This window comes from Mycobacterium cookii (assembly GCF_010727945.1).
In the GTDB taxonomy this organism is placed as follows: Bacteria; Actinomycetota; Actinomycetes; order Mycobacteriales; family Mycobacteriaceae; genus Mycobacterium; species Mycobacterium cookii.
The window spans coordinates 945,143-970,958 of the sequence record NZ_AP022569.1 but is presented as its reverse complement, the minus strand read 5'-3'; the positions used below and the strand labels follow the sequence as shown (position 1 = coordinate 970,958).

Here is a 25,816-nt window from a genome sequence, read left to right as displayed (position 1 = left end):
GGCCGGTTCACAGGTAGCTTTCAGCTAACCCGGTTGGGTCACAATAAGGTTGCGGAACCGTCGGCGTGCACGGTCACCTCGGCTTCGCCGATGTCGTCGCGCACCGTGTCCGCGGCTGTCGCCTGGTCGTTGATCAACGCCAAGGTGCGACGGCCGTCGGGCGTGCGCACCGCCAGGAATGTCTTCTCCGGCTGGCCATCCCGGTCGAACGGCGTGGTCCAGGCCTCCACGGTGCCCACGCCTTCCCACTCGACCGCTGCTGTCCGGGTCGGCTCCCGGTCGACCTCGGATTGGGTGTCCTCCCAACGGAATTCCGTCGACGGTGGCTCGGTGCCGTACACGCCGAAGCTGTGCTTGGTCAGATAGCCGCCGTTGGCGGTGATCAGGCCCCGGTGGCCGGGGTTGGCCACCAGCAACTCTGCCATCGTCGCGATCGAGTGCGCGACGTAGTTGCTCCACGGGCCGCCGGCGAACGTCAGGCCGCCCGTGACGGTCAGCGGTCGGGCCGGGTCGTCCACCAGCAGTCCGAGTTCGGCCGCGGCGACCTGGACCGCGGACGGAAAGCATGAGTACAAGTCGACGTGGTCCACGTCGTCGATACCCAGCCCGGCCAACTCCAGTGCCCGCGTGCCGCCGATCCGGATTGCCGGCGAACGGTGCAGTTCGGCACGCTCGCTGATCGCGTAGGTGTCGTGCGAGTCGGTGCCGGCGTACGGGTACACCCAGCGTTCGGCGGGGATCTTCAGCCGGGTCGCGGCCTCCACCGACGTGAGGATCAACGCGGCGGACTGGTCGACCATGTTGTTGGAGTTCATCAGCTTGGTGTAGGGCCAGCTGACCATCCGGTTCGTCGGGCCCTGCTGCCAAATGTCTTCGGCAGCAACCGGTTTACGGATCCAAGCATGCGGGTTGGCGACTGCGACCTCGTTGAACCGCGCCCACAATTCGCCGATGCGCTTGCGGTGGTCGTCGCTGGACTCCCCCGTGCTGATCCGCAATGCCTGCTCGAACATCGGGTAGATGAACGACGGGCGGTCCAGGCCGATGCGGTCTTCGGCGGCCCCGGCCATCGGCACGTTCTCGTCGCTGCCTTCGGGCAGCGGAACCGACTCGTCCTGCTCGGTGTAGCCGAGCCGTCGGCCGCTGGCGCGCAATTGCATTCTGGTTCGCCACATTTCGGCGCCGGCAACCAGAACGACGTCCGCGCGTCCATGTTGAATGTCCGCACAGGCCCGGTTGACCAGCGTCTGCGGCACATTGCCTCCGATGCCGCTGTACCGGGTCGCCGGATTGTCAGCGCCGATGCGCTGCCCGAGTAGCAGGCCGGGATCGCGGTAGCGCGCCGAGAGCAGGTTGACCACCCGGACGGAGTCGACGGCTTCGAGGACGCGTGCATCGGCGGCCGCGCGGGCGGCCTCGGCCATCAGATCGACCGGTTCCGGGTTGTCGTCCTGCCCGTTCGCCTCCTGGCGGTAATTGATCTGGCCGTAGCCGACCAGCACCGGCGTTCTCGGGTTGGGGGGCATCAAGAAAACCTTCCGCGGTTGGGCGCCAGGCGAATGCTAGGGGCGGTGTCGGTGGATGCGAAGAGCACGCCGTCGGCGATCAGTTGCTCGGTCTCGTCGCTGGTCATGCCGAGAATCTTGTGACAGATCTCGCGGGTGTCCTGTCCGGGCAGCGGCGCCGGCCGTTGCGGCGCGGGCGGAATGTGGCGAAACGGCGCCGGGCCGGTTTCGGCCGGCAGTGGGTGGTCGAACAGTGGATGGCGCATGTCGGCGTACAGCTTTCGCTCGCGTATCTGCGGGTCTTCCAGAACGTCGGGTGGCCGATTCATCTGACCCGCGGGCACGCCCACCGACTGCAGGGCTCCGGCCACCTGGACCGGCGTCCGTACCGACGTCCACGCCGAGACCTGCGCCAGCATGTCGGCCCGGTTGGCCCGTCGCGCCTCGCCGGTCGCAAACCGTGCCTCGTCGGCCAGTGCGGGCAACCCGAACACCGCTGTGGCGCAGCGCCATTCGTCGTCGGTGCGGATCGAGATCGCGCACCACTCGTCGTCGCCGGCGCATGGCACGACGGCGTGAATGCTGATGTCGTCCCGTAGTTCGGGATGACCGTCGGCGCGCACGGTGTCGACGACATACCGGGCATCGAGTTGATTGACGACGGCCTCGGCCTGCGAAACCTGCACGCGGGCGGCGCTGCCGGTCCGGTCGCGGTGGATCAACGCCGCCAATGCGCCGATCGCGGTGATCCGGCCGACGACGTGGTCGGGAAAGACCGTGGTCGCGTCGTAGAACCGGTGCCGCGAACCGTCATTCGATTGGTCCGGTGGGGACTGCTCGGACTGCTCGTCCGTCCAGAGCATGCTGACGCCCGCGGTGGCGCGCACCAGCGGTCCGTAGCCCAGCCGGTTGCTCCACGGCCCGCTGTCGCCGAACGCGCTGCTTTCCGCGAGGACGATCCGGGGATTGAGCTGCCGCAACGTGTCATATGGAAAGCCAAGAGCAGCAAGCGTTCCCGGTTTGAAGTTGGCGAACACCGCGTCGGCGTCGGCGACCAGCCGGCTGAACACCCGCTTGCCCGCGTCGCTGCGCAGATCCAGGCCGAGCGCGAGGTTGTTGCGATGTGTCCAGGCGAACGATTCGCTCATCGCGTCGCCGACCCTGGCCTGCCGAAGTCCGTCGGGGTAGGCGGCGCTTTCGACTTTGATCACCTCGGCGCCGAAGTCGCCGAACAGGCGACTGAGTTCGCCGCCGGCGACGATCACGCCGAGGTCGACGATGCGCAGCCCGTCGAATGGACGCCGACCGGATGTGCCGGCGGCGTTGAGGTTGGCCGGCTCCGCCAGCCACCGCGCCGCGTGGTCACCGGCGGCCGGGGCGGCCGCTCGGAAGCCGACGTGCCGACCGTCGACTGCGTAGTAGCCCGTCGGCACGCGGCTGTGCACCCCGGGCACGATCTCGACGTCGGCGACGGCGCCGACCGCTTCGAAATGCTCGGAGGCCAGGATCTGCGTCGGAGCCAGTACGGCCGAGATCGGTACACCGTGCGCCTGACCGGCCGAGACCAACGCCTGCATGGTCTGGTCGGCGAACAACCGCTCGATCAGCACACCGATTTTGGGCCAGGCGGCGAAACGAGCGGCGATCACGTCGTACTTCGGGTCTCCGAACTCGTCGGGCTCCCCCAGCCAGCGCCGCAGCCCGTGCCACTGGCGCGGCGACATCACGCAGAGCCGGACGTAGCCGTCCCGGCAGGGATAGATCGGGTAGGCGTCCTGGTTTCTGGGCCGCCCGCGCCACCGATTGGGGTGACGGACACCCGCGGCGGCCTGCCCGTGTGCACCGAACGCGGGGTCGAGCGCCATCACGACCGCCTCGAATCGAGAGAAGTCGATATAATCGCCTGTGCCACAACGCAATCGGTGGTAGTAAGCGACCAGCGCGGTCCAGGCGGCCTGTACGGCGGCGGTAGCCGAGGCGATGCCGTCCGGTGGCGAGACCGGCGTCCCGGCGGTCGGGCCCGATCGTGACAGCGCTCCCGACAACGCGTAGAGCACCGGATCGGTTGCCCGCCAGGTTGACCGCGGCCCGGTTCTGCCGAAGTCGGTGACCGACAGTGCGACCAGTCGCGGGAACCGGTCGGCCAAGTCTTCACACGAGGTTCCGTAGGCCGCGGCCTGACCGGGAATACCGCTGTCGACGACGATGTCGGCGTCACCGGCGAGCCCGATCAACCGTTCCCGGTCGGCCGGGTCTGCAGGGTCGAGGACCGTGCTGCGCTTGTTCGCGTTGTGCAAGGCGAACCGGAGGCTGAGGCCGCGCAGCGTCGGGGCCGTGGTGCGCGACGGGCTGCCTCCCGGCGGTTCGACCTTCAGCACGTCGGCGCCGAGATCGGCAAGCAGCCGGGTCACCGCGTCGCCGTCGTCGCTGGACAAATCGAGAACCCGCAGCGACGTCAGAAGCCCGTGGGCGGCGTCGTCAGGCATCAGGTCAGCGTAGTTGGCAGGTGTCAACTCCGGACGCCTGCCTCGACGCCGCCGGTAGCCTGGAGAGATGTCTGGCTATGAGAGCGCCGCGGCGGAACCGCACCCGGTCGTCGCGCAGCTCTCGGCGCTGCACCAATTCCGGGTCCGCGTCGAGGTCGCGGTGGTCGTCGTGGTGCTGGCGTGGGCGAATCTGATCGCGCACTTCACCACCCCGTGGGCCGCCGTCGTGACGATCCCCGCCGCGGCGATCGGCCTGGTCGCGTGGCTGCGATTTACCGGTCTGGGTTGGGTCGAACTCGGCCTTGGCCGCGAGCACTGGAAATCCGGCGCCGCCTACGCGGTCGGCGCGGTGGGGCTGGTGGTCGCGGTGGTCGCGGTGGGTGCTCTGCTGCCGCTGACCCGGCCGATGTTCATGAACAGCCACTACGCGTCGATCTCCGGTGCGCTGCTGGCCTCGATGATCATCATTCCGCTGCAGACCGTCATACCCGAGGAGTTGGCGTTTCGCGGCGTGCTGCACGGCACATTGAACCGGGCGTGGGGATTTCGGGGCGTCGCCATCGCCGGTTCGCTGCTGTTCGGGCTGTGGCACATCGCGACGTCGCTGGGCTTGACGAGCAGCAATGTGGGCTTCACCCGACTGTTCGGAGGCGGCGTCTTCGGCATGCTGGCCGGGGTCACCCTGGCGGTGCTCGCGACCGCGGCGGCCGGGTTCGTGTTCAGCTGGCTACGTCGACGCAGCGGCAGCCTGCTCGCGCCGATCGCGCTGCACTGGTCGCTCAACGGCGTCGGCGCCGTGGCGGCGGCTCTGGTCTGGCACCTGTCGGGCTGATCGGCGTCAGGGCAGCAGGACCGCCGCGCCGGCGATGCGGCCGGCGCTGAGATCTGACAAGGCCCGATCGGCTTGGCTGAGCGGATATTCCGGCGTGGTCACCGAGACGTGGTGCTCGGCAACGAAGTCGAGGAAAGCGCGAGCGTCGGCGCGGTTGTTGGACGTCACCGAGCGGACCTGACGCTCCTGGAAGAGATGGCGCTGATAGTTCAGGACGGGAATGTCGCTCAGGTGAATCCCGGCGATCGCCAGCGTGCCGCCACGGTCCAGAGCCTCCAGCGCCGGCAGCACCAGATCGCCGACGGGTGCGAACAGGATCGCGGCATCGAGCGGCACCGGCGGCGGATCAGCGGCACCTTGCGCCGAGGCCGCTCCCAACCCGAGCGCCAACTCCCTGGCGTCGGCGCCACGCGTCATCACGTGCACCTCGGCGCCCTGGGCCAGCGCGACCTGGGCGGTGATGTGCGCGCTACCGCCGAACCCGTACAGACCCAGCCGGCCGCCGGGCGGAAGCGCGGCGCGCACCAGCGAGCGGTAACCGATGATGCCCGCACACAGCAACGGCGCCAACTCGGTGTCGCTGTAGCCGTCCGGCAGACGATGCGCGAACGCCGCTGGCACGGTGGCGAATTCGGCATACCCGCCGTCGGCGTCCCACCCGGTGTAGCGGGATTTCGGGCACAAATTCTCGTCGCCACGCCGGCAGTAGGTGCACTCCCCGCAGGTATGCCGCAGCCATGCGATCCCAACCCGGTCGCCGACGCTGAACGCATCGCCGGCGTCGGCGCCGACCTCGACAACCTCTCCGACCACCTCGTGTCCGGGCGTCACACGGTCCCGGTGTACCGGAAGGTCGCCCTCGGTGACGTGCAGATCGGTGCGGCAGACGCCGCACGCGCGCACTGCGACCAACAGCTCCGACGGCCCCGGCCTCGGCACCTGGGCGCTGACGTGCTCCAGCGGGTCGCTGCTCATCGGACCGGGCCGGCGCACGCGCCATGCGTTCATGGTCTTGGGTATCGCCACCGGCTCATCCAGACAGCTGCGGCCGCAACCGGTTAGCGGTGGCCGACGCCGCGTACCAACCGAACGATGAAGAGCAGGATCACGGCCCCGAGGAACGCAGTGAAGAAGGTGAACCAGTGGCGACCACTTGCCACGTCGAAGCCGAGCTTGGTGAGCAAGAATCCGCCGAGGAAGCCGCCGATGACGCCGACGACGATGTCCAGCAGAATGCCCGAGCCGGTGCCTTCAACGACTTTGCTGGCGAGCCAGCCGGCAATGCCGCCGATGATGATGTAGCCGATCCAACCGACTGCCGTCGGCGTAGCTATCGCGAGGTATTCGGTCGCTGCCATGAGATTCATCGGGACCTCCTTGGTTAGCCGGCTAAGCCCGCTGCTGAATTGTCAACCCGGTATACCCACTTCGCGTAATTACCCATGCGTCTAATTCGGGATGTCCGGCCGCGCCGTTAGGTCGAGACCGGCCCCTGCGTCGGCGCGGAACCGTTTCCGCCGGCTGGCTGTCCGGGCGGCGGTGGCGGCGGAGCAGGCGATGGGGGTGCGCCTGGAGCAGGCGCAGCCGGGCCGGGTGCACCCGGCGCCGGTGCCGGTGCCGGTGCTGGTGCGCCCGGTGCTGGAGCTGGCGCGCCTGGTGCCGGTGCGCCCGGTGGCGGTGCTGGCGCTGGTGCGCCTGGTGGCGGTGCGGGGGCCGGTGCACCCGGGGCAGGCGCCGGAGCTCCCGGCGCCAGCAGCGGAAGGACGGACTCGGCCAGCGTCTTCGCGCCTGCCTTGTCCACCGGGTCGTTCCCGGTGCCCAGCCACACCACGAACCAGCGCTGGTTCGCTGCCGCCGGCGGCACGTTCGGGCCCGACGGACCGACGACTCCGGCCCAGATCTGGCCGCTCGGTTTGGTGGCGTCGCTGAACTTCACCTCGTAGAACGACGCACCCCCGGACATGCCGTTGGCGTTGAGGGCCGTGGTCTCCTGGTTGATCCGGGTGCCCGGGTAGGGCATGAAGAATTCGCCCATGTCTGATGCCAGTCGCGTAGCGGCCTTGGTGCTGTCGGCTTCGGCGCTGGCGTACAGCTTCTGGTCCAGCTTGCCGAGCACGACGCGGGTGTCGTTGGCCACCGGCGGTGGCTGGCCCGGGCTGGGCGCCCCGGTGATCTTGCTGAGCAGCGCCGAACCGTAGTCGAGGTGGGTGGCGTCGGATTCCACCCATCCGCCGGGCACGACGTAGCTGAACCCTCCGACGGGGTTGTCGACCCGTCCGGGCTGGGGCGCGGCCGGGTCGGTCGCGGGCGGGGCCGGCGCATTGGGGTCGGCTCCTGGTGGCGCTGCGACCGGGTTGGCGGCCGGAGGTGCGGCGGCGGGACCTGACGGGCCGGGTGCGGCGTCGGGGGTTGCAGGGGCGGCAGGACCGGGTGCGACAGGAGCGGGTGCGACCGGACCGCCGGGCGGCGGGGGTGGCGGCGCAGGATCGGCGCCTGCTGTGGCCGGCACGGCGAGCGCGAAGGCGCCGACGCAGCCGATCGCGGCGATGGCGCCCAGCCAGCGGTTTCTGGGCCGTTGTGAGTTTCGGTCCACCTGGTCCATGAGCAAAAAACCTACCGTGTTACAGCCGTGACGCAAGGGTGGTTTGCTGACAAAGTGATTACTTTGCCGTCCGGGTCAGTGCACTCGCTACCGGCATCGGCGCAGTTCACCGGGTCGACGACCGCGAGTCGGCGGGCGCAATGCCGAGACGGCATCGTGACCGTCGCCGGGCGCGTCTGGAGTGCAGCCGCGAAACGGTCCTCACGGATTGGCGAATCCGGCCTGGCTGAGCACCTTCTCTCCGGTCGGACCGGTGACCAGGTCGACGAACTTCTGCGCGAGCGCCGGCTGGGACGCGTGCTTGAGGATCGCGATCGGATAGACCGTCACCGCACTCGTCGACTCCGGGAAGTTGACCGTATCGACGGCCTCGCCGGCCTTGCGAGCATCGCTGAGGTAGACCAGACCGGCATCGGCCTCGCCGCCGGTGACCTTCGTCAACACCGCAGACACCGTCGACTCCTCACTTGCCGGGTTGAGCTGCACCCCGCTGTGGTCCTCAATCAGCTGGGTCGCAACGCCGCACGGCACCGGTGATTGACACACCGCGACGCGCAGACCCGGTTTCGCGAGATCGGCGAACGAATGGATCTGCTTGGGATCACCCGGTGCGGTGACAATCACCAGCGTGTTGGTGGCGAAATTGACCGGATCGCTTCCTGTCAGACCAGCCTTGACCACGGTGTCCATCTGCGCGCTGTCCGCCGAGGCAAAGACGTCGGCGGTGGCGCCCTGGGTTAGCTTGTTCGCCAGCTGCGACGACGTCGCGAAGTTGAAATCCACTGCGGCGCCGGGGTTGTCGGTTTGGAACTTCCCGGCCAGCAGCGTGAAGGCCGCCTTCAGCGGAACCGCGGCGAATACCATGACCGACGCGGTCGGCGAATGGCTCGGGGTTTGCGGCGACGGTGCCTTGTGGGCGCAACCGCCCACGCTGGTCACCATCGTCAGCGACATCAACCCGACCGCTGCCCGTCTCCATGCTGACCCCGGTCGAGACGTCACGGTGTCCAGAGTTGTCCAAACGGTGACCACGCCGTGCCGGATTCGGAGTTTCATCTCTAGCTACTGTCCAGTAACATGGCAAAAGGTTAAGGCCATACACGCCCTGAAATCCCAGGGGCCGGCGTTGCGGTATGTCACCATCGAAGCATCGGATGATCGTTGCTCGAGACGGAAGCCGCGGTGCGAGCAAACGGCCGGAACCTGGATTCAGCGTTGAATACGAGGAGGTCATAGCGGTGGAGGTACTGATCACCGGAGGCGACACCGAATTGGGTCGCGCCGTTGCTGAGGAGTTTCACAACGACGGCCACTCGATCACCCTGGTCGGCGCGCGCCGCGACGATCTCGAAGTGGCCGCCAAGGAAATCGATGCGGACGCCATTGTCTGCGACACCACCGACCCTGCCGGTCTTGCGCAGGTCCGCCACCTATTCCCGCACCACCTCGACACCATCGTCAACATTCCGGCGCCCCGCTGGGACTCGGGTGATCCGCGCGCGTACTCGCTGTCGGATCTGGCTGCTGCGTACCGTAACTCGCTCGACGACACTCTGCTGTCGGCGGTGCTGGCGGTCGAAACGGTCGGCGACCACTTGCGCTCGGGCGGATCGATCATCAGCGTCGTGCCCGAGAACCCCCGCCCGGGAAGCGCTGAGGCCGCCGTCAAGGCCGCGCTCGCGAACTGGGTCGCCGGCCAGGCGAAGGCCTACGGCACCCGCGGCATCACCATCAACGCGATTGCCACCGGGCGCAGTGCGCAGCCAGGGTATGAGGGCCTTTCCAACACTCCGCCGTCGGTAGCGGACGAGGTCGCCAGGATGGCGCTGTTCCTGACCAGTTCCGCTGCCCGCCACATCACCGGCCAGATGCTGCACGTCAGCCACGGGGCGCTGACGCAGTTCGCATAACGCGTAAGTCGCTTCGGCTGGGTCCGCGGCTGCCATCGGGTCACTAGGGTTGATCTCGTGACCATCCGCCTTGGCTTTCAGATACCCAACTTCTCCTACGGCACCGGCGTCGAGCAGCTTTTCCCGACTGTCATCGCGCAGGCTCGCGAAGCCGAATCTGCGGGTTTCGACTCGGTTTTCGTGATGGACCACTTCTACCAACTGCCGATGCTGGGCTCCCCCGATCAACCGATGATCGAGGCCTACACCGCTCTCGGCGCACTGGCGACGGCGACCGAGCGAGTTCAGCTGGGCACCTTGGTGACCGGCAACACCTATCGCAATCCGACCCTGCTGGCCAAGGCGATCACCACGCTGGACGTCGTGAGTGCCGGCCGGGCGATCCTGGGCATCGGAGCCGGCTGGTTCGAACTCGAGCACCAACAACTCGGCTTCGAGTTCGGCACCTTCACCGAGCGATTCGAACGGCTGGAAGAAGCGCTGCAGATCCTCGACCCGATGATCAAGGGCGAACGATCGACGTTTTCCGGCAAGTGGTACACCACCGAGTCGGCGCTCGCCGAACCGCGCTTTCGCGATCGCATCCCGGTCATGATCGGTGGCGGCGGCGAAAAGAAGACCTTTGCCATCGCGGCGCGTTACGCCGACCACCTCAACATCATCGCCGGCTTGGACGAGCTGCCAGGCAAGCTCGACGCTCTCGCCAAGCGCTGCGACGAGATCGGACGCGATCGCTCCACGCTGGAGACCAGCGTGCTGTTGACCGTGATGCTCGACGAGAACGCCGATCCGGCAAAGAAGAGCGGGCGAATGGTCGCAGGGGGCGCCAAGCACATTGCCGAACAGGTGCAGGCCAGGGTGTTCGATGCGGGAATCGACGGCGTCATCATCAACATGCCGGCCTATACGCCCGGCGTCATCGCCGCGGTCGGTGACGCGCTGCGGCCGTTCGTCGGTCTCTGATCGGCTCGGCGAGACGCATCACATTCGATACTTCGAATGTGGGCGATCACACGCCCGTAACGTCAATAATTGCAGGTCCGGGCGGGTACGGTAGAAGAGAACCCAGTCGCCGCTGAGGAGCCACAAACCCATGAACGCCCAATCCGACAACACTGCACCCGTCCGCAAGCATCGGGTCGTGGTGATTGGATCCGGGTTCGGCGGGCTGAACGCGGTCAAGAAACTCAAGCGGGCCGACGTCGACATCAAGTTGATCGCCCGCACCACCCACCACCTGTTCCAGCCGCTGCTCTATCAGGTGGCCACCGGGATCATCTCCGAGGGCGAGATCGCCCCGACCACCCGCGTCATCCTGCGCAGGCAGCGCAACGTTCAGGTGCTGCTCGGTGACGTCACGCATATCGATCTAGCGCGAAGCGTCGTGGTGTCGGATCTGCTCGGCCATACCTACGACACCCCCTTCGACAGCTTGATCGTTGCGGCGGGCGCCGGCCAGTCTTACTTCGGCAACGACCAATTCGCCGAATTCGCGCCCGGCATGAAGTCCATCGACGACGCGCTGGAACTGCGCGGCCGCATTCTTAGTGCGTTCGAAGCCGCCGAACGCTCCAACGATCCGGAGCGTCGCAAAAAGTTGCTGACGTTCACCGTCGTCGGCGCCGGGCCTACCGGCGTCGAAATGGCGGGCCAGATCGCCGAACTCGCCGACTACACGTTGAAAGGCGCGTTCCGGCACATCGACTCGACCAGGGCACGGGTGATCCTGCTGGACGCCGCTCCGGCGGTACTGCCGCCATTCGGCGACAAGCTCGGCAAGAGGGCGGCAGCGCGGCTGGAGAAGATGGGCGTCGAAATCCAACTCGACGCGATGGTGACCGATGTCGATCGTGACGGCATCACGGTCAAGGACCCTGACGGCAGCATCCGTCGGATCGAATCGGCCTGCAAGGTGTGGTCGGCGGGAGTCTCCGCCAGCCCATTGGGTCGCGATCTGGCCCGGCAATCTGGCGTGGAACTCGACCGAGCGGGACGGGTGAAGGTGTTGCCCGACCTGTCGGTGCCGGGCTATCCCAACGTGTTCGTCGTCGGTGACATGGCTGCCGTCGACGGCGTGCCCGGGGTCGCGCAGGGAGCCATCCAGGGCGCCAAATATGTTGCCGGCACGATCAAAGCGGAACTCGCCGGCGCAAAACCGGCAGACCGCGAACCGTTCCAGTACTTCGACAAAGGTTCGATGGCCACGGTCTCGCGGTTTTCCGCGGTGGCCAAGATCGGGCCGTTGGAATTCAGCGGCTTCATCGCCTGGTTGGCGTGGCTGGTGCTGCACCTGGTCTATCTCGTCGGGTTCAAAACCAAAGTGAGCACGCTGCTGTCATGGATCGTGACCTTCCTCAGCACGCGGCGTGGACAGCTGACGATCACCGAACAGCAGGCCTTCGCCCGGACGCGCCTGGAACAGCTCGCGGTACTTGCCGCCGAGGCTCACGAAGGCGAGACGGCGAAAGCCGCGAGTTAGGCAGGATCCGCTTCGAGGTTCTGCAGGCGCACCTGGCCGCGAGCGACCAACCGCTCGTCGGAGTCGGTGATGGTGACCAGCCACAGCTGCTGACGTCGCCCGCGGTGTACCGGTGTGGCCACGCCATACACCGTGCCGGTGCTGATCGCACGCAGGAAATCGGTGTTGTTGTTGACGCCGACAACCGAGCCGCCGCCGTTGACGCTCAGCCACGTGTAGGCGGCGACGCTGGCCATGCTCTCGACCATCGCGCAGTACACCCCGCCGTGCACGATGCCCATCGGCTGCAACAACTTTGGTTGGACGTCGATATGAGCCAGAGTTCGGTCCGGAGTGATCTCGGTGAACGTCAGGCCCAGTTGCTCATCGAATGGCGCATCGGGCATCAGCTGCATAGCCTCAGTATCTACACTGCCCGGGAGACTGCAGTTATGTCCGGTACCCCGACGACATGTCCGAGGTAACGGACTTTCATGCGGCCCATATCGGCTACCGCTAGGGTGAGTCCGGGGCAGCGGAAACCTCTGGGTGCCGAGACGTGGAAGGGACGACATGGCGACGGCGACAACGGAGCCTGTTTGTCTGCCGCCGGGTCCCAGGACCCCCAAGGTTCTGCAGACCATCAAGTTCCTGGTGCAGAACCACGCGATGTTCGCGAATTTGGGCCGTCGGTACGGCAGCGACGTGGTCAGAGTCAACCTGCCCCGCAATAACCATGCGGTGGTGATCAGCGACCCGGTCTTGGCGAAGGATCTGTTCACCACCGGCACCGATCTGCTGGAGCGCCCGCCGTCGGGCGCCGGTTCAATCGGCGAGGCGTTCGGTCCCGGCTCGACATTCAGCCTTGCCGGCGACCAGCACCGCGAGCGCCGCAAACTGCTCGCACCGCCGTTCCACGGCAAGCGGATGCGCAGCTACGAAAGCATCATCGAAGAAGAGGCGATCCGCGAGATCGCGACGTGGCCCGAGGGTAAAGAGTTCGAAACGCTCGAGCCGATGCTGCGGATAACTGTCGGCGCGATCCTGCGGGCAGTGTTCGGTGCCGAGGGCCCGAAATTGGACGAGCTTCGCGAGACGGTGCCCGCGATGGTCACGCTGGGCTCGCTTCTGGTGGTGTGCCCGCCGATCATGCGGCGTGACCTCGGGCCGTGGAGTCCGTGGGGGCGGTACATGAAGAAGCGGCGCCGCTTCGACGCCGTCATCGCCGAGCTGATCGCAGAGGCTCGGGCCGACCCGGCGCTCGATGAGCGCAAAGATGTGCTTGCGCTGCTGTTGCAGGCGCGCTACGACGACGGCGAGCCGATTTCGGACCAGCACATCACCGACGAGCTGCTGACCTTGCTGGGCTCCGGCCACGAGACCACCGCGTCGTCGCTCGCCTGGGCATTCGAGCGGCTGCGCCGCCACCCGGGCGTGCTCTCCCGACTGACCGACGAGGTCGACGCCGGGGGATCTGAGTACCGGCAGGCCGTCATCTGGGAGGTGCAGCGCACCCGGCCGGTTCTGGACGGCACGACGCGGCGTACAAAGACGCGAATCCGGTTGGGCGACTGGGTTCTTCCCGAAGGAACCAACATCATCGTCAGCATCAAACTGGCCCACGACTCCGAAGCGGACTTCCCGGACGCGGCAGTGTTCAACCCGGACCGCTACATGGGCACCAGCGCGAAGCCGACCGCGTGGATTCCGTTCGGCGGCGGCGTGAACCGCTGCGTCGGCGCGGCGTTCGCCAACATGGAGTCCGACATCGTGCTGCGCACTGTGTTGCGCGAATTCCGTTTCGTGCCAACCGATGAGCCTGGCGAGCGCGCGTACTGGCGCGGCGTGGCGACGGTGCCCGGCAAGGGCGCACGCGCGGTGGTCTACCGGCGCGCGAACCGCGCATCAAGCAATTCCGACGCTGCGGCGCTGGCCGATTCCGGTCGGGCGTAGGGCATACTGGCCGCTTGTGACGAGCACCCTGAGGCAGTACGTCAAGCCCATCGGTAGTTATTCATGGTTCAAGAAGGCCATGAACAAATATTGGTATCCCTACGTCACCCGCAAGTGGGACGAGGACGACGTCGTCTTCCTCAACTGGGGTTACGAAGAAGACCCGCCGATGGCGCTGCCGCTTGACCCTGCCGACGAGAAAAACCGGTATTGCATCCAGCTCTATCACCGCACCGCGACGCAGGTGGATCTGAGCGGCAAGAAGGTGCTGGAACCGAGCTGCGGTCACGGCGGCGGCGGTGCGTACATCATGAAGACGCTGCACCCCGCGTCCTACACCGGGCTCGACTTCAATCCGGACGGTGTCAAATTCGCGAAAAAGCGACACAACATCCCGGGGCTGGATTTCGTACACGGCGACGCCGAAGCCCTGCCTTTTCCGGACGAGTCGTTCGACGCGGTCCTCAATGTCGAAGCGTCACATGCCTACCCGCATTTCGACCGTTTCCTCTCCGAAATGGTGCGGGTGCTGCGGCCGGGCGGACACTTCCTCTACGTCGACTTCCGCGGCTTCCTCGAATACGACGCCTGGGACGCCGCACTCGCCGGTCTGCCGTTGCGGATGGTGTCCAAGCGGGAGATCAACGCCGACGTGCTCCGCGGGCTGGACAACAACTCACACAAGTACCTCGACCTGGTCGGCCGCCGGGTGCCAAAGTTCTTGCAGCCCTTCGCTCGTCTGTTCGCCGGCGCACCGGGGACGTTGATGTACAAGGAGTTGCAGCGCGGAAGGCTGTCCTATCGGATGTACAACTTCGTCAAGGACTGACCCGAGGGACAACCCCATAGCCAGAAACAGGCGAGCCCCGTGCGTAATGCACGGGGCTCGCCGTATCGAGAAGACCGGGGGTCACTGCAGCCCTCAGGACGCCGTCGCGGTCATGTGTCGCTCGATGCCAACAGAATAGGCAAGGCTGCCCTAATATCGCAAGAGGTTGCCCGCCTGCGCGCGCGAGCGACCGACCGGCCCCGAACCGGTAGCCCGAAGCCGACCAGCGCGTCCAGCACCGCCTGACCGCGACGCATCGCCAACAATTCGTCGGCGCCGCCCAGTTGTGGCACCTGAGTCGCCGTCGCCACCACCATCGCGCCGACGATCTGCCACATCGCCGCGATCGACATCGCCCCGCCGCTGACGTCGTGCAGCTTGGCAAACAGCGCTTCCAGCGTGCGATGGCAGCGGTGGGCCACCCAGGTGGCCAGCGCGGCCTCGCTCGGCAGGCACACCGATCCGTCGCCGACGGGATCGTCGGGCAGTACCCGCACCGTTGGGTCGACGACCGCGGCCCAGTCGATGACACCGTCTGAGTCCACGTGTACCCAGAGGTTCTCCAGGCCGGTGTCCCATGCTCGTGCCTCGAGCACGAGCAGCGCGACCACCCGGCCGATCACGGTGTGCACCAGCGTTGCCACCAATTGCCTTGCGGCGCTTCGTCGGTCCATGTCGACCGTCGCGGCGTCGAACATCGCCTGCAACCGATCGGTCCGGACGGCCGATTCCAGCGGCCACCACCGGCGGATCGAGACGTCGCCCACCACCGCGACGCCGTAGACCCGGGGGCATTGCGGATACAGCTCGCGAAGCCGCCGACTCGACTCGTGCAGTGGCAGCACACGCTCGATGGACATCGCCGCGATCAGCGGATCGTCGATAAGGGTCGTCACAGGCACCTCCTTTTGTGAGGTTAGCCTAACCATATTGCCGGTCAAGTGCTGTGAGGGCGTTCACACCCAACGGGCAGCGGATACGACAGACGGTAGTAATCGCGAGTACGCTGGCGGCATTGCACAGGAGATGATCAAGCATGGCTAAGTTGACGCGCCTAGGGGACCTCGAGCGTGCGGTAATGGATCACTTGTGGTCCACTCCTCACCCGCAAACCGTGCGCCAGGTGCACGAAGCGCTGTCCGAGCACCGCGACCTGGCCTACACGACGGTGATGACCGTACTGCAGCGACTGGCCAAGAAGAACTTGGTGTCGCAAATCCGCGACGATCGCGCGCATCGCTATGCGCCGGTGCACGGACGCGACGAACTCGTCGCCGGGCTGATGGTCGACGCGCTGGATCAGGCGTCCGATTCCGGAAGCAGGCAGGCCGCGCTGGTGCACTTCGTCGAGCGAGTCGGCGCCGACGAGGCTGAGGCGCTGCGACGTGCGCTCGACGAGTTGGAATGTAGTCAGCGCAGCAGCGCGCCGCCTGGTGGCGCGCGGTCCGAGGGCTGAGAGAGACTAGGACCATGTCCGGGCTGGCCTTCACCATTCTCGCGGTGATGCTGGTCGGCCCGGTACCGGCACTGCTGGCGCGGGCGGCCTGGCCGCTGCGCGCACCCCGGGCCGCGATGGTGTTGTGGCAGGCGATCGCCGTGGCTGCGGTGTTGTCGGCGTTCAGCGCCGGCATCGCGATCGCCAGCCGACTGTTCGTCCCCGGTGCCGACGGGCGACCGACCGCCAGCCCCGCCGCAGAGATCGGCCGGCTCGGCTGGCCGCTGTGGATCCTGGACGTCGCGGTGTTGGCGCTGACGTTGCTCATCGGCGCCCGTCTGGCGGTCGCCGTGATCCGGGTGGCGGTCGCGACGCGCCGGCGACGCGCCCACCACCGCATGCTGGTCGACCTGCTGGGACTGTCGGCCGATGCGGTTTCGGTGCGAGCATGCGCCCGCGGCCGCAACCTTCGCGTGCTTGAGGTGGCGCAGCCGCTGGCCTACTGCCTGCCCGGCGTCCGTGGCCGGGTGGTGGTCAGCGAGGGCACGCTGGAATCGCTGACCGACGCCGAGGTCTCGGCGATCCTGAGCCACGAGCGCGCCCACCTGCGGGCCCGTCACGATCTGGTCCTGGAAGCGTTCACCGCCGCTCACGCGGCATTTCCCCGATTCGTCCGCAGCGCAAGCGCTTTGGACGCCGTGCAGCTACTGGCCGAGCTGTTGGCCGATGATGCCGCGGTCCGGGTGGCCGGCCGCGCTCCCCTGGCCCGGGCCCTGGTGACGTGCGCGTCGGGCCAGGCGCCGCTGGGTGCACTGGCCGCCGGCGGCGCGCACACGCTGCTGCGGGTACGCCGGCTGTCAGGCGGCGGCAACAGCTGGATGGTGTCGACGGCGGCCTACCTCGCCGCGGCGGCGGTGCTGGTGGTGCCCACCCTGGCGCTGGCGATTCCCTGGCTCACCGAACTGCACCGGTTGTTCACCGCCGTCTAACCCGGCAAACCGGCAGCCGCAGCGCTTTGGCGATACTTTGCAGATAGCCCGATCCCGCTGTGCCACAGTGTTCGGGGCAAGGCCGGCATAACAGTGACGCACGCGAGAGGCGAAGAGATGAGCTCGTCGGAATCGAAGACTGGCACCGCGCAGATCGGCGTCACGGGTTTGGCGGTGATGGGCTCGAACCTCGCTCGCAATTTCGCCCATCACGGCTACACGGTGGCATTGCACAACCGTTCCATCGCCAAGACCGATGCGCTGCTCAAAGAGCATGGCGGCGAAGGCAATTTCGTCAGGTCGGAGACCATCGCGGAATTCCTGGATGCGCTGGAGAAGCCGCGCCGGGTGATCATCATGGTCAAGGCCGGTGACCCCACCGACGCTGTCATCAACGAACTCGCCGACGCGATGGAGGACGGCGACATCATCATCGACGGCGGCAACGCGCTCTACACCGACACCATCCGCCGCGAAAAGGCGATGCGCGAGCGTGGACTGCACTTCGTCGGGGCCGGCATCTCCGGCGGCGAAGAGGGCGCGCTGAATGGACCGTCGATCATGCCGGGCGGACCGGCCGAGTCCTACAAGTCGCTCGGCCCCCTGCTGGAGGAGATCTCGGCACACGTCGACGGTGTCCCCTGCTGCACGCACATCGGTCCTGACGGCGCCGGACACTTCGTCAAAATGGTGCACAACGGCATCGAATACTCCGACATGCAGCTCATCGGTGAGGCCTACCAGCTGCTGCGTGACGGGCTCGGCAAGAGCGCACCCGAGATCGCCGACGTCTTCGCCGAATGGAACCGGGGCGACCTGGACAGCTTCCTGATCGAGATCACCGCGGAGGTGCTGCGCCAGACCGACGCCAAGACCGGCAAGCCGCTCGTAGACGTCATCGTCGACGAGGCCGAACAGAAGGGCACCGGCCGCTGGACGGTGAAGTCCGCGCTGGACCTCGGGATCCCGGTCACCGGTATCGCCGAGGCGGTGTTCGCCCGCGCGCTGTCGGGGTCGGTGGCCCAGCGCAAGGCGACCACCGGACTGGCATCCGGCCATCTAGGCGAGAAGCCAAGCGATGCAGAGCAATTCGTCGACGACGTCAGTAAGGCCCTGTACGCGTCGAAGATCATTGCCTACGCGCAGGGCTTCAACCAGATCCAGGCGGGCAGCGCCGAATACGACTGGGGCATCACGCCGGGCGACATGGCGACCATCTGGCGTGGCGGCTGCATCATCCGGGCCAAGTTCCTCAACCGGATCAAGGAAGCGTTCGACGAGAACCCCGACCTGCCCACGTTGATCGCCGCGCCGTATTTCCGCAGCGCCATCGAGTCAGCCGTCGACAGTTGGCGTCGCGTCGTGGTGACGGCCACCCAATTGGGTATCCCGATCCCGGGCTTCGCGTCGGCGCTGTCGTATTACGACGCGCTGCGCACCGAGCGATTGCCTGCCGCGCTCACCCAGGGGCTGCGGGACTTTTTCGGTGCACATACCTATGGACGGATCGATGAGGACGCAAGCAAGAAGTTCCACACACTGTGGGGTGGCGACCGTTCCGAGGTGCCGGCATAGCCGCAACCGCGCGAGGGGCGTGAAGCAATGAAGTTTCTGAACGGACACCGTCCCGCCTACGACCTGACGTACGACGACGTCTTCATCGTGCCGAACCGCTCCGATGTGGCGTCTCGTTTCGACGTCGACCTGTCCGCTGCGGACGGCTCGGGCACCACCATCCCGGTGGTGGTGGCCAACATGACCGCCGTCGCGGGCCGGCGCATGGCCGAGACGGTGGGCCGCCGGGGCGGGATAGTCGTTCTGCCGCAAGACCTTCCGATCACCGCGGTGCAGCAGACGGTGGACTTCGTCAAGAGCCGCGACCTGGTGGTCGACACCCCGGTCGTGCTGGCGCCCGACGATGCGGTGTCCGACGCCCTGGCGTTGATCTCCAAGCGCGCGCACGGGGCCGCCGTGGTCACCTTCGAGGGCCGGCCGATCGGCCTGGTGACCGAGTCGTGCTGCGAGGGCGTGGATCGGTTCGCGCGGGTGCGCGACGTCGCGATCACCGATTTCGTCAACGCCCCGGTCGGCACCGAACCGCGGAAAGTCTTCGATCTGCTCGAGCACTCCCCCGTCGACCTCGCGGTGCTCACCGGCGCCGACGGGATGCTGGCCGGTGTGCTGACCCGCACCGGCGCGATCCGCGCCGGGATCTACACGCCGGCGGTCGACGCGCAGGGCCGCCTGCGCATCGCCGCCGCGGTCGGCATCAACGGCGACGTGGTGGCCAAGGCGCAGGCGCTGGTCGAAGTCGGTGTCGACCTCGTCGTCGTGGACACCGCGCACGGACACCAGGTCAAGGCGCTGGAGGCGATCAAGGCGATCGCGTCGCTGGACATCGGTGTGCCACTGGTCGCGGGCAACGTGGTGTCGGCCGACGGCACCCGCGACCTGATCAGCGCCGGGGCGTCGATCGTCAAGGTCGGCGTCGGCCCGGGGGCGATGTGCACCACCCGCATGATGACTGGAGTCGGTCGGCCACAGTTCTCGGCTGTGCTCGAATGTGCTTCGGCGGCAGCGCAACTCGGTGCACACGTCTGGGCCGACGGCGGAGTGCGTCATCCGCGTGACGTTGCACTGGCGCTGGCGGCCGGCGCGTCCAACGTCATGATCGGTTCGTGGTTCGCCGGCACCTACGAGTCGCCCGGCGACCTGATGCGTGACCGCGACAATCGGCCGTACAAGGAGAGTTACGGCATGGCGTCCAAGCGTGCGGTGGTGGCCCGCGCCGTCGCCGACAGCGCCTTCGAGCGCGCCCGCAAAGCATTGTTCGAAGAAGGCATCTCGACGTCGCAGATGGGGTTGGACCCCGCTCGCGGGGGCGTCGAGGACCTGCTCGACCACATCACCTCGGGTGTGCGCAGCACCTGCACGTACGTCGGTGCGTCGACGCTGGCCGACCTGCATGAGCGGGTGGTGGTCGGCGTGCAGTCCGCCGCGGGCTTCGCCGAAGGCCATCCGCTGCCCTTCGGGTGGTAATCGGGCGTGTCGTCGCCGCGACGAGCACTCCGACGGGTGGCGGCTTCGCTACCATGAAAGGTCACGTCAGCAGTGAATACGTCGAGGGAAGGGATTTCGTGCCGCAGGCACCCGCGCCATCCGGCGTGTGTGACGCCGACTCCGAGGAGCCTCCTTCTCGCGGAGTGATCGCGATCGCGGGCGAAGCCCGGGTGAAGCGGGTCACGACCGTTGGACGGTGGCCTCGATGAACCTCCTCATCACCCTGCTCAGCCTGTTGGCCATCGTCGTGCTGACCCTGGGCAATGCACTGTTCACCGCAGCCGAATTCTCCCTGACCACGCTCGAACGCAGCACCGTCGACGCCAACGCCCGCGTCGGGCGCCGGCGTGACCGCTTCGTCCGCCGCGCGCACCACGACCTGTCATTCCAGCTGTCCGGGGCGCAATTGGGCATCTCGATCACCGCGCTGATCACCGGATACCTCACCGAACCGCTGGTCGCCGAACTACCGCACCCGGCATTGGATGCGCTCGGCGTGCCCAACCGGGTCGCCGACGTCGTCATCACGGTCCTGACCCTGCTGGTGGTCACCTCGGTGTCGATGATCTTCGGTGAGCTGGTCCCCAAGAACCTTGCCGTGGCCCGGCCGCTGAAAACCGCGCGCGCCGTCGCCGGCGCGCAGCTGCTGTTCTCCTGGCTGATGACGTATCCGATCCGGCTGACCAACGGTGTGGCCAACTGGATTCTGCGCAAGCTCGGCGTCGAGCCCACTCAGGAACTGCGATCGGCCCGCTCGTCCCAGGAGCTGGCGTCGCTGGTGCGTAGCTCCGCCCGCAGCGGCGCGCTGGACCAGTCCACCGCGGCATTGCTGGACCGCTCGTTGCAATTCGGCGAGCTGACCGCCGAGGAGCTGATGACTCCCCGAGCGAAAATCGTTGCGCTGCAAGTGGACAACACGGTGGCGGATCTGGTCGAAGCTGCCGCCGAGAGCGGTTTCTCGAGGTTTCCGGTGATCGACGGCGACCTCGACGAAACGGTCGGCATGGTGCACGTCAAGCAGGTCTTCGGGGTGCCGGCCGCCGATCGTCAACGCACGCTGGTGACCGCCATCGCGCGCCCGGTGGCGAAGGTGCCTTCGACGTTGGACGGCGACGCGCTGATGGGAGAGATTCGCGCCAGCGCCCTGCAGACCGCGATGGTTGTCGACGAGTACGGCGGCACCGCGGGCATGGTGACCACCGAGGATCTGATCGAAGAGATCGTCGGCGACGTCCGCGACGAGCACGACAATGCCAGTCAGGACGTGGTGGCGGTCGGCAACGGTTGGCGGGTGTCTGGCTTGCTGCGCATCGACGAGATCGCCGACGCGACGGGCTATCACGCTCCGGAGGGTGAATACGAGACGATCAGCGGGCTGGTCCTCCAACAACTAGGCCGGATTCCGGTCAACGGCGACGAGGTGCAACTGGCGGGCTACGAATCCGACGGCGTTCCGCACGGCTCGTCGTGGCGGGCCAAGGTGATCCGGATGGACGGGCGCCGCATCGACTTGCTGGAGCTGACCCAGCTGGCCGGCCACGTCGATTCTTCGGCAATACGAGGCCACTGATGAGCGACCTGCTCGGCATTCTGGCGACCTTCCTGCTGGTCGGCGCAAACGCGCTGTTCGTCGCCGCGGAATTCTCCCTGATCTCCGCGCGGCGGGACCGTCTCGAAGCCCTGGCAGAGCAGGGCAGGTCGGGCGCGGTCACGGTGATCAGGGCCGGCGAGCAGCTGCCGCTGATGTTCGCCGGCGCCCAGCTGGGTGTCACGGTGTCGTCGATCCTGCTCGGTCGAATCGGCGAGCCGGCCGTAGCCGACCTGCTGCGCCGTCCGTTCGACCTGCTCGATCAGTCCCCGGCGCTGTTGCACACCACATCGTTTGCGCTTGCGCTCGCGATTGTGGTGGTCCTGCACCTGCTGCTGGGCGAGATCGTCCCGAAGAACATCGCGATGGCCGGCCCGGAGAAGGCGGCGATGCTGCTGATGCCGCCGTATCTGATCTATGTGCGAGCGGTCCGGCCCGTCATCGCGTTCTTCAACCGGTGCAGCAACGCCACCCTGCGAGCGCTTCGGGTGCGCCCCCGCGACGAGCTCGACATCACGGTTTCCACGGTCGAGCTCAGCGAGATGATCGCCGAGTCGGTGTCGGAGGGTCTGCTGGATCCCGAGGAGCACACCAGGCTCACCCGGGCGCTGCAGATCCGCAACCGGAAAGTCGCCGACCTGGCGATACCCGCCGCCGCGATCCGTACCGTCCCGGTGGCCGCCGCGGGCTGCGGGCCGACGATCGGTGCGATCGAAAAGGCAGTGGCCGCAACCGGTTACTCCCGATTTCTGGTGGTCGACGTCGACCACCGATTCCTCGGCTATCTGCACATCAAGGATGTGCTGGCGTTGAGCGACGACCCGAACGCGGTGGTCGACGTCAGCAGGATCCGGCCACTGCTGCGTGTCGCCGAGTCGCTGAGTGTGCCCGAGGCGCTGTCGCGGATGCGACGGAGCAACAGTCACCTCGCGCTGGTCAACGGCCACGACGGCACCGCGGCGGCGATGATCGCGCTGGACGATCTGGTGCGGGACCTTGTCGGGGCGGTGCGTGAGGGGTCGCCGCGTGTCTGACAATCCAGCGACCCTCCTGCTGGATGCCGATCAGTGGATGGCCCGCGCAGACGAGCACGCCGAGCGGGTCGAGGCGTTCGTCACTCCGCACATCCAGTGGGCCCGGGTCGGCGCGTCACATCCGGTGTGGGACTTCCTGTTCAGCTATTACAGCCTGCGCCCGAGACAGCTGCGCTGCTGGCACCCGGGTTACGGCGTACGGCTCGCCGGCGCCGAGGCGCTTCGCCGCTACCGCGACCGGCGCGGCTACGTCAGCGACGCCGCCGGGGTCACGGTCAGCGCAGACCATCTGCGGACCCGGCTGGACACCGTCGCGTTCGTGGCTGATCTGCTGCGCGCCACCGCGCAGCGGCCGCCCCAGCTGAACTGCTTCGGGTTGCACGAGTGGGCGATGGTCTATCGCAGCGACGCCGTCCGCCACGATCGTGTTCCGTTGCGCCTGGGCGCGGCAGGGACCGACACTGTGGTGGAGGCCGAGGTCGCGGGGCCGCTGCGGTGCAGCCACTTCGACGCGTACCGCTTTTTCACCGCCGACGCCTTGCCGCGAAACACCGGATCGCCCAGCCGCGAGACGCAACAGGATTGGGAGCAGCCCGGGTGCTTGCACGCGAACATGGACCTGTACAAATGGTCCTACAAGTTGAGCCCGCTGATCGAATCCGAGTTGCTGCTGGACTGCTTGGATTTGGCCGCGGCGGCGCGTGAAATAGACATGCGAGCAAGCCCGTACGACCTGAGGGAGTACGGGTATACCCCGATCGCCGTCGAGGACGCCGCGGGCCGCGCCGAGTATGTGCGTTGCCAAAAAGCCATCGCGGCACGCGCTGCGCCGCTGCGGGCGGCGTTGCTGGACCGGTGTGACCTGCTGGTGCAGGCTGCCGGTTGCCGGTAGTTGGGTTGCTGGCCGGTAGGCTGGGAACGATTTATCAAGGCTTGATGCGGAGGAAAATGATGACGGATCGCGTGTCGGTTGGGAACCTGCGCGTCGCCAAGGTGCTGCATGACTTCATCAACACCGAGGCGTTGCCCGGCACCGACATCGACCCGGACAGCTTCTGGGCGGGCGTCGACAAGGTCGTCACGGACCTGCAGCCGAAAAACCAGGAGCTGCTGGAACGCCGCGACCAGCTGCAGGCACAGATCGACAAGTGGCACCGGCAGCACATCATCGAGCCGATCGACCCCGAGGCGTACCGCGCGTTCCTCACCGAAATCGGTTATCTGCAGCCCGAACCCGCCGACTTCACCATCACCACCGCCGGAGTCGACGACGAAATCACCACGACGGCCGGCCCGCAGTTGGTGGTCCCGGTGCTCAACGCCCGGTTCGCACTGAACGCCGCCAACGCTCGCTGGGGTTCGCTGTACGACGCGCTGTACGGGACCGACGTGATCCCGGAAGACGACGGCGCCGAGAAAGGCACCGGCTACAACAAGGTGCGCGGCGACAAGGTCATCGCGTACGCGCGCAAATTCCTCGACGAGGCGGTTCCGCTGGCATCCGGCTCATGGGCCGACGCCACCGGGCTCAGCGTCGACGACGGCCACCTGCAGATCGCGACCGCTGAGGACTCAGTCGGCTTGGCCGACCCCGACAAGTTCGTCGGCTACACCGGCGAGCTCGGCTCCCCCGACTGGTCGGTGCTGCTGGTCAACCACGGCCTGCACATCGAGATCCTGATCGACCCCGAATCGCCGATCGGCAAGACCGACAAGGCCGGCATCAAGGACGTCGTCCTGGAATCGGCCATCACCACGATCATGGATTTCGAGGACTCCGTCGCCGCCGTCGACGCTGATGACAAGGTGCTCGGCTACCGCAACTGGCTCGGCTTGAACAAGGGCGACCTGTCCGAGGAGGTCGACAAGGGCGGCAAGACCATCCACCGGGTGCTCAACCAGGACCGCACCTACAAGACGCCTGATGACGGCGAGTTGACCCTGCCGGGCCGCAGCCTGTTGTTCGTCCGCAACGTCGGCCATCTGATGACCAACGACGCGATTGTCGACGCCGAGGGGCATGAGGTGTTCGAGGGCATCCTCGACGCGCTGTTCACCGGCGTGACCGCGATCCACGGACTCAAGACCGGCGACCACAACGGGCCGCTGACCAACAGCCGCACCGGATCCATCTACATCGTCAAGCCGAAGATGCACGGACCCGACGAGGTGGCCTACACGTGTGAACTGTTCAGCCGCGTCGAGGACGTCCTGGGCCTGCCGCAGGGCACCTTGAAGGTCGGCATCATGGACGAGGAACGCCGCACCACGCTCAACCTGAAAGCGTGCATCAAAGCCGCCGCGGACCGGGTGGTGTTCATCAACACCGGCTTCCTGGACCGCACCGGCGACGAGATCCACACGTCGATGGAAGCCGGCCCGATGATCCGCAAGGGTGCGATGAAGAGCACCGCCTGGATCAAGGCCTACGAGGACAACAACGTGGACACCGGCCTGGCCGCCGGTTTCAAGGGCAAGGCGCAGATCGGCAAGGGCATGTGGGCCATGACCGAGCTGATGGCCGACATGATGGAGCAGAAGATCGGCCAGCCCAAGGCCGGCGCCACCACCGCGTGGGTGCCCTCGCCGACGGCAGCGACGCTGCACGCCATGCACTACCACTATGTCGATGTGGGCGCCGTCCAGGACGAACTCGAAGGCAAGAAGCGCGCCACCGTCGAGGAGTTGCTGACCGTCCCGTTGGCCAAGGAGCTGGCGTGGGCCCCGGAGGAGATTCGCGAAGAGGTCGACAACAACTGCCAGTCCATCCTGGGTTATGTGGTGCGCTGGATCGATGCCGGCGTCGGTTGCTCGAAGGTGCCGGACATCCACAACGTCGCGCTGATGGAAGACCGTGCCACACTGCGGATTTCCAGCCAATTGTTGGCCAACTGGCTCCGGCATGGCGTCATCACCGAAGAGGATGTGCGGGCTAGCCTGGAACGGATGGCTCCGCTGGTGGACGAGCAGAACGCCGGAGACTCCGGCTACCTGCCGATGGCTCCCAATTTCGACGACAGCATCGCGTTCCTGGCCGCCCAGGATCTGATCCTCAAGGGCGCCGAGCAGCCCAGCGGTTACACCGAGCCGATCCTGCATCGGCGTCGACGGGAATTCAAAGCGCGCCCATGACTG

Annotated in this window: 22 protein-coding genes; 14 read left to right on the top strand and 8 right to left on the bottom strand. The window is 66.9% G+C overall.

What is annotated here, in order from left to right:
• Positions 1-38 precede the first annotated feature (38 nt).
• On the bottom strand, positions 39-1,526 hold the full coding sequence (locus tag G6N27_RS04630) for an acetyl-CoA acetyltransferase (protein ID WP_163775285.1): 1,488 nt from the start codon (positions 1,524-1,526) through the stop codon (positions 39-41).
• The gene (locus tag G6N27_RS04625) at positions 1,526-3,991 is read right to left on the bottom strand and encodes a CaiB/BaiF CoA transferase family protein (protein ID WP_163775284.1); all 2,466 of its coding nucleotides are present in this window, start codon (positions 3,989-3,991) and stop codon (positions 1,526-1,528) included. Before G6N27_RS04625 ends, G6N27_RS04630 begins: the two co-directional genes overlap by 1 nt.
• Before the next feature lie 67 nt (positions 3,992-4,058).
• Here G6N27_RS04625 and G6N27_RS04620 point away from each other — a divergent pair, with 67 nt between their 5' ends.
• A complete protein-coding gene (locus G6N27_RS04620; protein WP_163775283.1) occupies positions 4,059-4,823 on the top strand; it encodes a CPBP family intramembrane glutamic endopeptidase in 765 nt (254 codons plus the stop codon).
• A gap of 6 nt (positions 4,824-4,829) precedes the next feature.
• Here the strand turns inward: G6N27_RS04620 and G6N27_RS04615 are convergent, their stop codons facing one another.
• From G6N27_RS04615 to modA, 4 genes are all read right to left on the bottom strand, one after another.
• Complete coding sequence (locus G6N27_RS04615; RefSeq protein WP_163781337.1) at positions 4,830-5,831, bottom strand: zinc-binding alcohol dehydrogenase family protein; 1,002 nt, start codon at positions 5,829-5,831, stop codon at positions 4,830-4,832.
• A 50-nt stretch (positions 5,832-5,881) separates the two neighbouring features.
• The gene (locus G6N27_RS04610) at positions 5,882-6,190 is read right to left on the bottom strand and encodes a GlsB/YeaQ/YmgE family stress response membrane protein (protein ID WP_163775282.1); all 309 of its coding nucleotides are present in this window, start codon (positions 6,188-6,190) and stop codon (positions 5,882-5,884) included.
• A gap of 107 nt (positions 6,191-6,297) precedes the next feature.
• Complete coding sequence (locus G6N27_RS04605) at positions 6,298-7,425, bottom strand: alanine and proline-rich secreted protein Apa (RefSeq protein ID WP_163775281.1); 1,128 nt, start codon at positions 7,423-7,425, stop codon at positions 6,298-6,300.
• A 201-nt stretch (positions 7,426-7,626) separates the two neighbouring features.
• The gene (gene modA / locus G6N27_RS04600; protein WP_163781335.1) at positions 7,627-8,379 is read right to left on the bottom strand and encodes a molybdate ABC transporter substrate-binding protein; all 753 of its coding nucleotides are present in this window, start codon (positions 8,377-8,379) and stop codon (positions 7,627-7,629) included.
• Between the two features lie 278 nt (positions 8,380-8,657).
• On the opposite strand from modA, the gene G6N27_RS04595 reads away from it, so the two are divergent.
• The 3 genes from G6N27_RS04595 to G6N27_RS04585 all read left to right on the top strand — a co-directional run bounded on the left by G6N27_RS04595 (position 8,658) and on the right by G6N27_RS04585 (position 11,814).
• Positions 8,658-9,335, top strand: coding sequence for an SDR family oxidoreductase (locus G6N27_RS04595; protein ID WP_163781333.1), 678 nt, complete (start codon positions 8,658-8,660; stop codon positions 9,333-9,335).
• 57 nt (positions 9,336-9,392) lie between these two features.
• Positions 9,393-10,298 carry an LLM class F420-dependent oxidoreductase gene (locus G6N27_RS04590; protein ID WP_163775280.1) on the top strand — a complete coding sequence of 302 codons (906 nt, stop codon included), beginning with the start codon at positions 9,393-9,395 and terminating at the stop codon, positions 10,296-10,298.
• Positions 10,299-10,428: 130 nt separating this feature from the next.
• On the top strand, positions 10,429-11,814 hold the full coding sequence (locus G6N27_RS04585) for an NAD(P)/FAD-dependent oxidoreductase (RefSeq protein ID WP_163775279.1): 1,386 nt from the start codon (positions 10,429-10,431) through the stop codon (positions 11,812-11,814).
• Here G6N27_RS04585 and G6N27_RS04580 read toward each other — a convergent pair.
• The gene (locus G6N27_RS04580) at positions 11,811-12,209 is read right to left on the bottom strand and encodes a PaaI family thioesterase (RefSeq protein WP_163775278.1); all 399 of its coding nucleotides are present in this window, start codon (positions 12,207-12,209) and stop codon (positions 11,811-11,813) included. The genes G6N27_RS04585 and G6N27_RS04580 overlap by 4 nt on opposite strands.
• A 157-nt stretch (positions 12,210-12,366) precedes the next feature.
• Here G6N27_RS04580 and G6N27_RS04575 point away from each other — a divergent pair, with 157 nt between their 5' ends.
• Together G6N27_RS04575 and G6N27_RS04570 are read left to right on the top strand one after the other, a co-directional pair.
• Positions 12,367-13,746, top strand: a complete 1,380-nt coding sequence (locus G6N27_RS04575) for a cytochrome P450 (RefSeq protein WP_163775277.1) — start codon at positions 12,367-12,369, stop codon at positions 13,744-13,746.
• Between the two features lie 16 nt (positions 13,747-13,762).
• Positions 13,763-14,575 carry a phthiotriol/phenolphthiotriol dimycocerosates methyltransferase gene (locus G6N27_RS04570; RefSeq protein WP_232064859.1) on the top strand — a complete coding sequence of 271 codons (813 nt, stop codon included), beginning with the start codon at positions 13,763-13,765 and terminating at the stop codon, positions 14,573-14,575.
• A 110-nt stretch (positions 14,576-14,685) separates the two neighbouring features.
• Here G6N27_RS04570 and G6N27_RS04565 read toward each other — a convergent pair whose 3' ends face one another.
• Positions 14,686-15,471, bottom strand: a complete 786-nt coding sequence (locus tag G6N27_RS04565; RefSeq protein WP_163775276.1) for an iron reductase — start codon at positions 15,469-15,471, stop codon at positions 14,686-14,688.
• A gap of 140 nt (positions 15,472-15,611) precedes the next feature.
• On the opposite strand from G6N27_RS04565, the gene G6N27_RS04560 reads away from it, so the two are divergent.
• The 8 genes from G6N27_RS04560 to G6N27_RS04525 all read left to right on the top strand — a co-directional run bounded on the left by G6N27_RS04560 (position 15,612) and on the right by G6N27_RS04525 (position 25,813).
• The gene (locus tag G6N27_RS04560; protein ID WP_163775275.1) at positions 15,612-16,031 is read left to right on the top strand and encodes a BlaI/MecI/CopY family transcriptional regulator; all 420 of its coding nucleotides are present in this window, start codon (positions 15,612-15,614) and stop codon (positions 16,029-16,031) included.
• A gap of 14 nt (positions 16,032-16,045) precedes the next feature.
• Positions 16,046-16,999 carry a M56 family metallopeptidase gene (locus G6N27_RS04555; RefSeq protein ID WP_163775274.1) on the top strand — a complete coding sequence of 318 codons (954 nt, stop codon included), beginning with the start codon at positions 16,046-16,048 and terminating at the stop codon, positions 16,997-16,999.
• A gap of 117 nt (positions 17,000-17,116) precedes the next feature.
• Positions 17,117-18,574, top strand: coding sequence for an NADP-dependent phosphogluconate dehydrogenase (gene gndA / locus G6N27_RS04550; protein ID WP_163775273.1), 1,458 nt, complete (start codon positions 17,117-17,119; stop codon positions 18,572-18,574).
• Positions 18,575-18,601: 27 nt separating this feature from the next.
• On the top strand, positions 18,602-20,038 hold the full coding sequence (locus G6N27_RS04545; protein ID WP_163775272.1) for a GuaB1 family IMP dehydrogenase-related protein: 1,437 nt from the start codon (positions 18,602-18,604) through the stop codon (positions 20,036-20,038).
• A gap of 226 nt (positions 20,039-20,264) precedes the next feature.
• The gene (locus G6N27_RS04540; protein WP_163775271.1) at positions 20,265-21,629 is read left to right on the top strand and encodes a hemolysin family protein; all 1,365 of its coding nucleotides are present in this window, start codon (positions 20,265-20,267) and stop codon (positions 21,627-21,629) included.
• Entirely contained in the window at positions 21,629-22,681 is a 1,053-nt protein-coding gene (locus tag G6N27_RS04535) for a hemolysin family protein (protein ID WP_163775270.1), read from the top strand. The genes G6N27_RS04540 and G6N27_RS04535 overlap by 1 nt, the downstream gene beginning before the upstream one ends.
• 37 nt (positions 22,682-22,718) lie before the next feature.
• Positions 22,719-23,573: a 3-methyladenine DNA glycosylase gene (locus G6N27_RS04530; RefSeq protein WP_163781330.1), complete on the top strand. Its 855-nt coding sequence runs from the start codon at positions 22,719-22,721 to the stop codon at positions 23,571-23,573.
• Positions 23,574-23,632: 59 nt separating this feature from the next.
• Entirely contained in the window at positions 23,633-25,813 is a 2,181-nt protein-coding gene (locus tag G6N27_RS04525; protein WP_163775269.1) for a malate synthase G, read from the top strand.
• The last annotated feature ends 3 nt before the right edge of the window (positions 25,814-25,816 follow it).

Excerpts from the sequence above, each read along its gene's own strand:
- G6N27_RS04630 (WP_163775285.1), bottom strand. The coding sequence starts at position 1,526 with ATGCCCCCCAACCCGAGAACGCCGGTGCTGGTCGGCTACGGCCAGATC.
- G6N27_RS04625 (WP_163775284.1), bottom strand. The coding sequence starts at position 3,991 with ATGCCTGACGACGCCGCCCACGGGCTTCTGACGTCGCTGCGGGTTCTC.
- G6N27_RS04620 (WP_163775283.1), top strand. The coding sequence starts at position 4,059 with ATGTCTGGCTATGAGAGCGCCGCGGCGGAACCGCACCCGGTCGTCGCG.
- G6N27_RS04615 (WP_163781337.1), bottom strand. The coding sequence starts at position 5,831 with ATGAACGCATGGCGCGTGCGCCGGCCCGGTCCGATGAGCAGCGACCCG.
- G6N27_RS04610 (WP_163775282.1), bottom strand. The coding sequence starts at position 6,190 with ATGAATCTCATGGCAGCGACCGAATACCTCGCGATAGCTACGCCGACG.
- G6N27_RS04605 (WP_163775281.1), bottom strand. The coding sequence starts at position 7,425 with ATGGACCAGGTGGACCGAAACTCACAACGGCCCAGAAACCGCTGGCTG.
- modA (WP_163781335.1), bottom strand. The coding sequence starts at position 8,379 with ATGTCGCTGACGATGGTGACCAGCGTGGGCGGTTGCGCCCACAAGGCA.
- G6N27_RS04585 (WP_163775279.1), top strand. The coding sequence starts at position 10,429 with ATGAACGCCCAATCCGACAACACTGCACCCGTCCGCAAGCATCGGGTC.
- G6N27_RS04580 (WP_163775278.1), bottom strand. The coding sequence starts at position 12,209 with ATGCAGCTGATGCCCGATGCGCCATTCGATGAGCAACTGGGCCTGACG.
- G6N27_RS04575 (WP_163775277.1), top strand. The coding sequence starts at position 12,367 with ATGGCGACGGCGACAACGGAGCCTGTTTGTCTGCCGCCGGGTCCCAGG.
- G6N27_RS04560 (WP_163775275.1), top strand. The coding sequence starts at position 15,612 with ATGGCTAAGTTGACGCGCCTAGGGGACCTCGAGCGTGCGGTAATGGAT.
- G6N27_RS04555 (WP_163775274.1), top strand. The coding sequence starts at position 16,046 with ATGTCCGGGCTGGCCTTCACCATTCTCGCGGTGATGCTGGTCGGCCCG.
- gndA (WP_163775273.1), top strand. The coding sequence starts at position 17,117 with ATGAGCTCGTCGGAATCGAAGACTGGCACCGCGCAGATCGGCGTCACG.
- G6N27_RS04545 (WP_163775272.1), top strand. The coding sequence starts at position 18,602 with ATGAAGTTTCTGAACGGACACCGTCCCGCCTACGACCTGACGTACGAC.
- G6N27_RS04540 (WP_163775271.1), top strand. The coding sequence starts at position 20,265 with ATGAACCTCCTCATCACCCTGCTCAGCCTGTTGGCCATCGTCGTGCTG.
- G6N27_RS04535 (WP_163775270.1), top strand. The coding sequence starts at position 21,629 with ATGAGCGACCTGCTCGGCATTCTGGCGACCTTCCTGCTGGTCGGCGCA.
- G6N27_RS04530 (WP_163781330.1), top strand. The coding sequence starts at position 22,719 with ATGGCCCGCGCAGACGAGCACGCCGAGCGGGTCGAGGCGTTCGTCACT.
- G6N27_RS04525 (WP_163775269.1), top strand. The coding sequence starts at position 23,633 with ATGACGGATCGCGTGTCGGTTGGGAACCTGCGCGTCGCCAAGGTGCTG.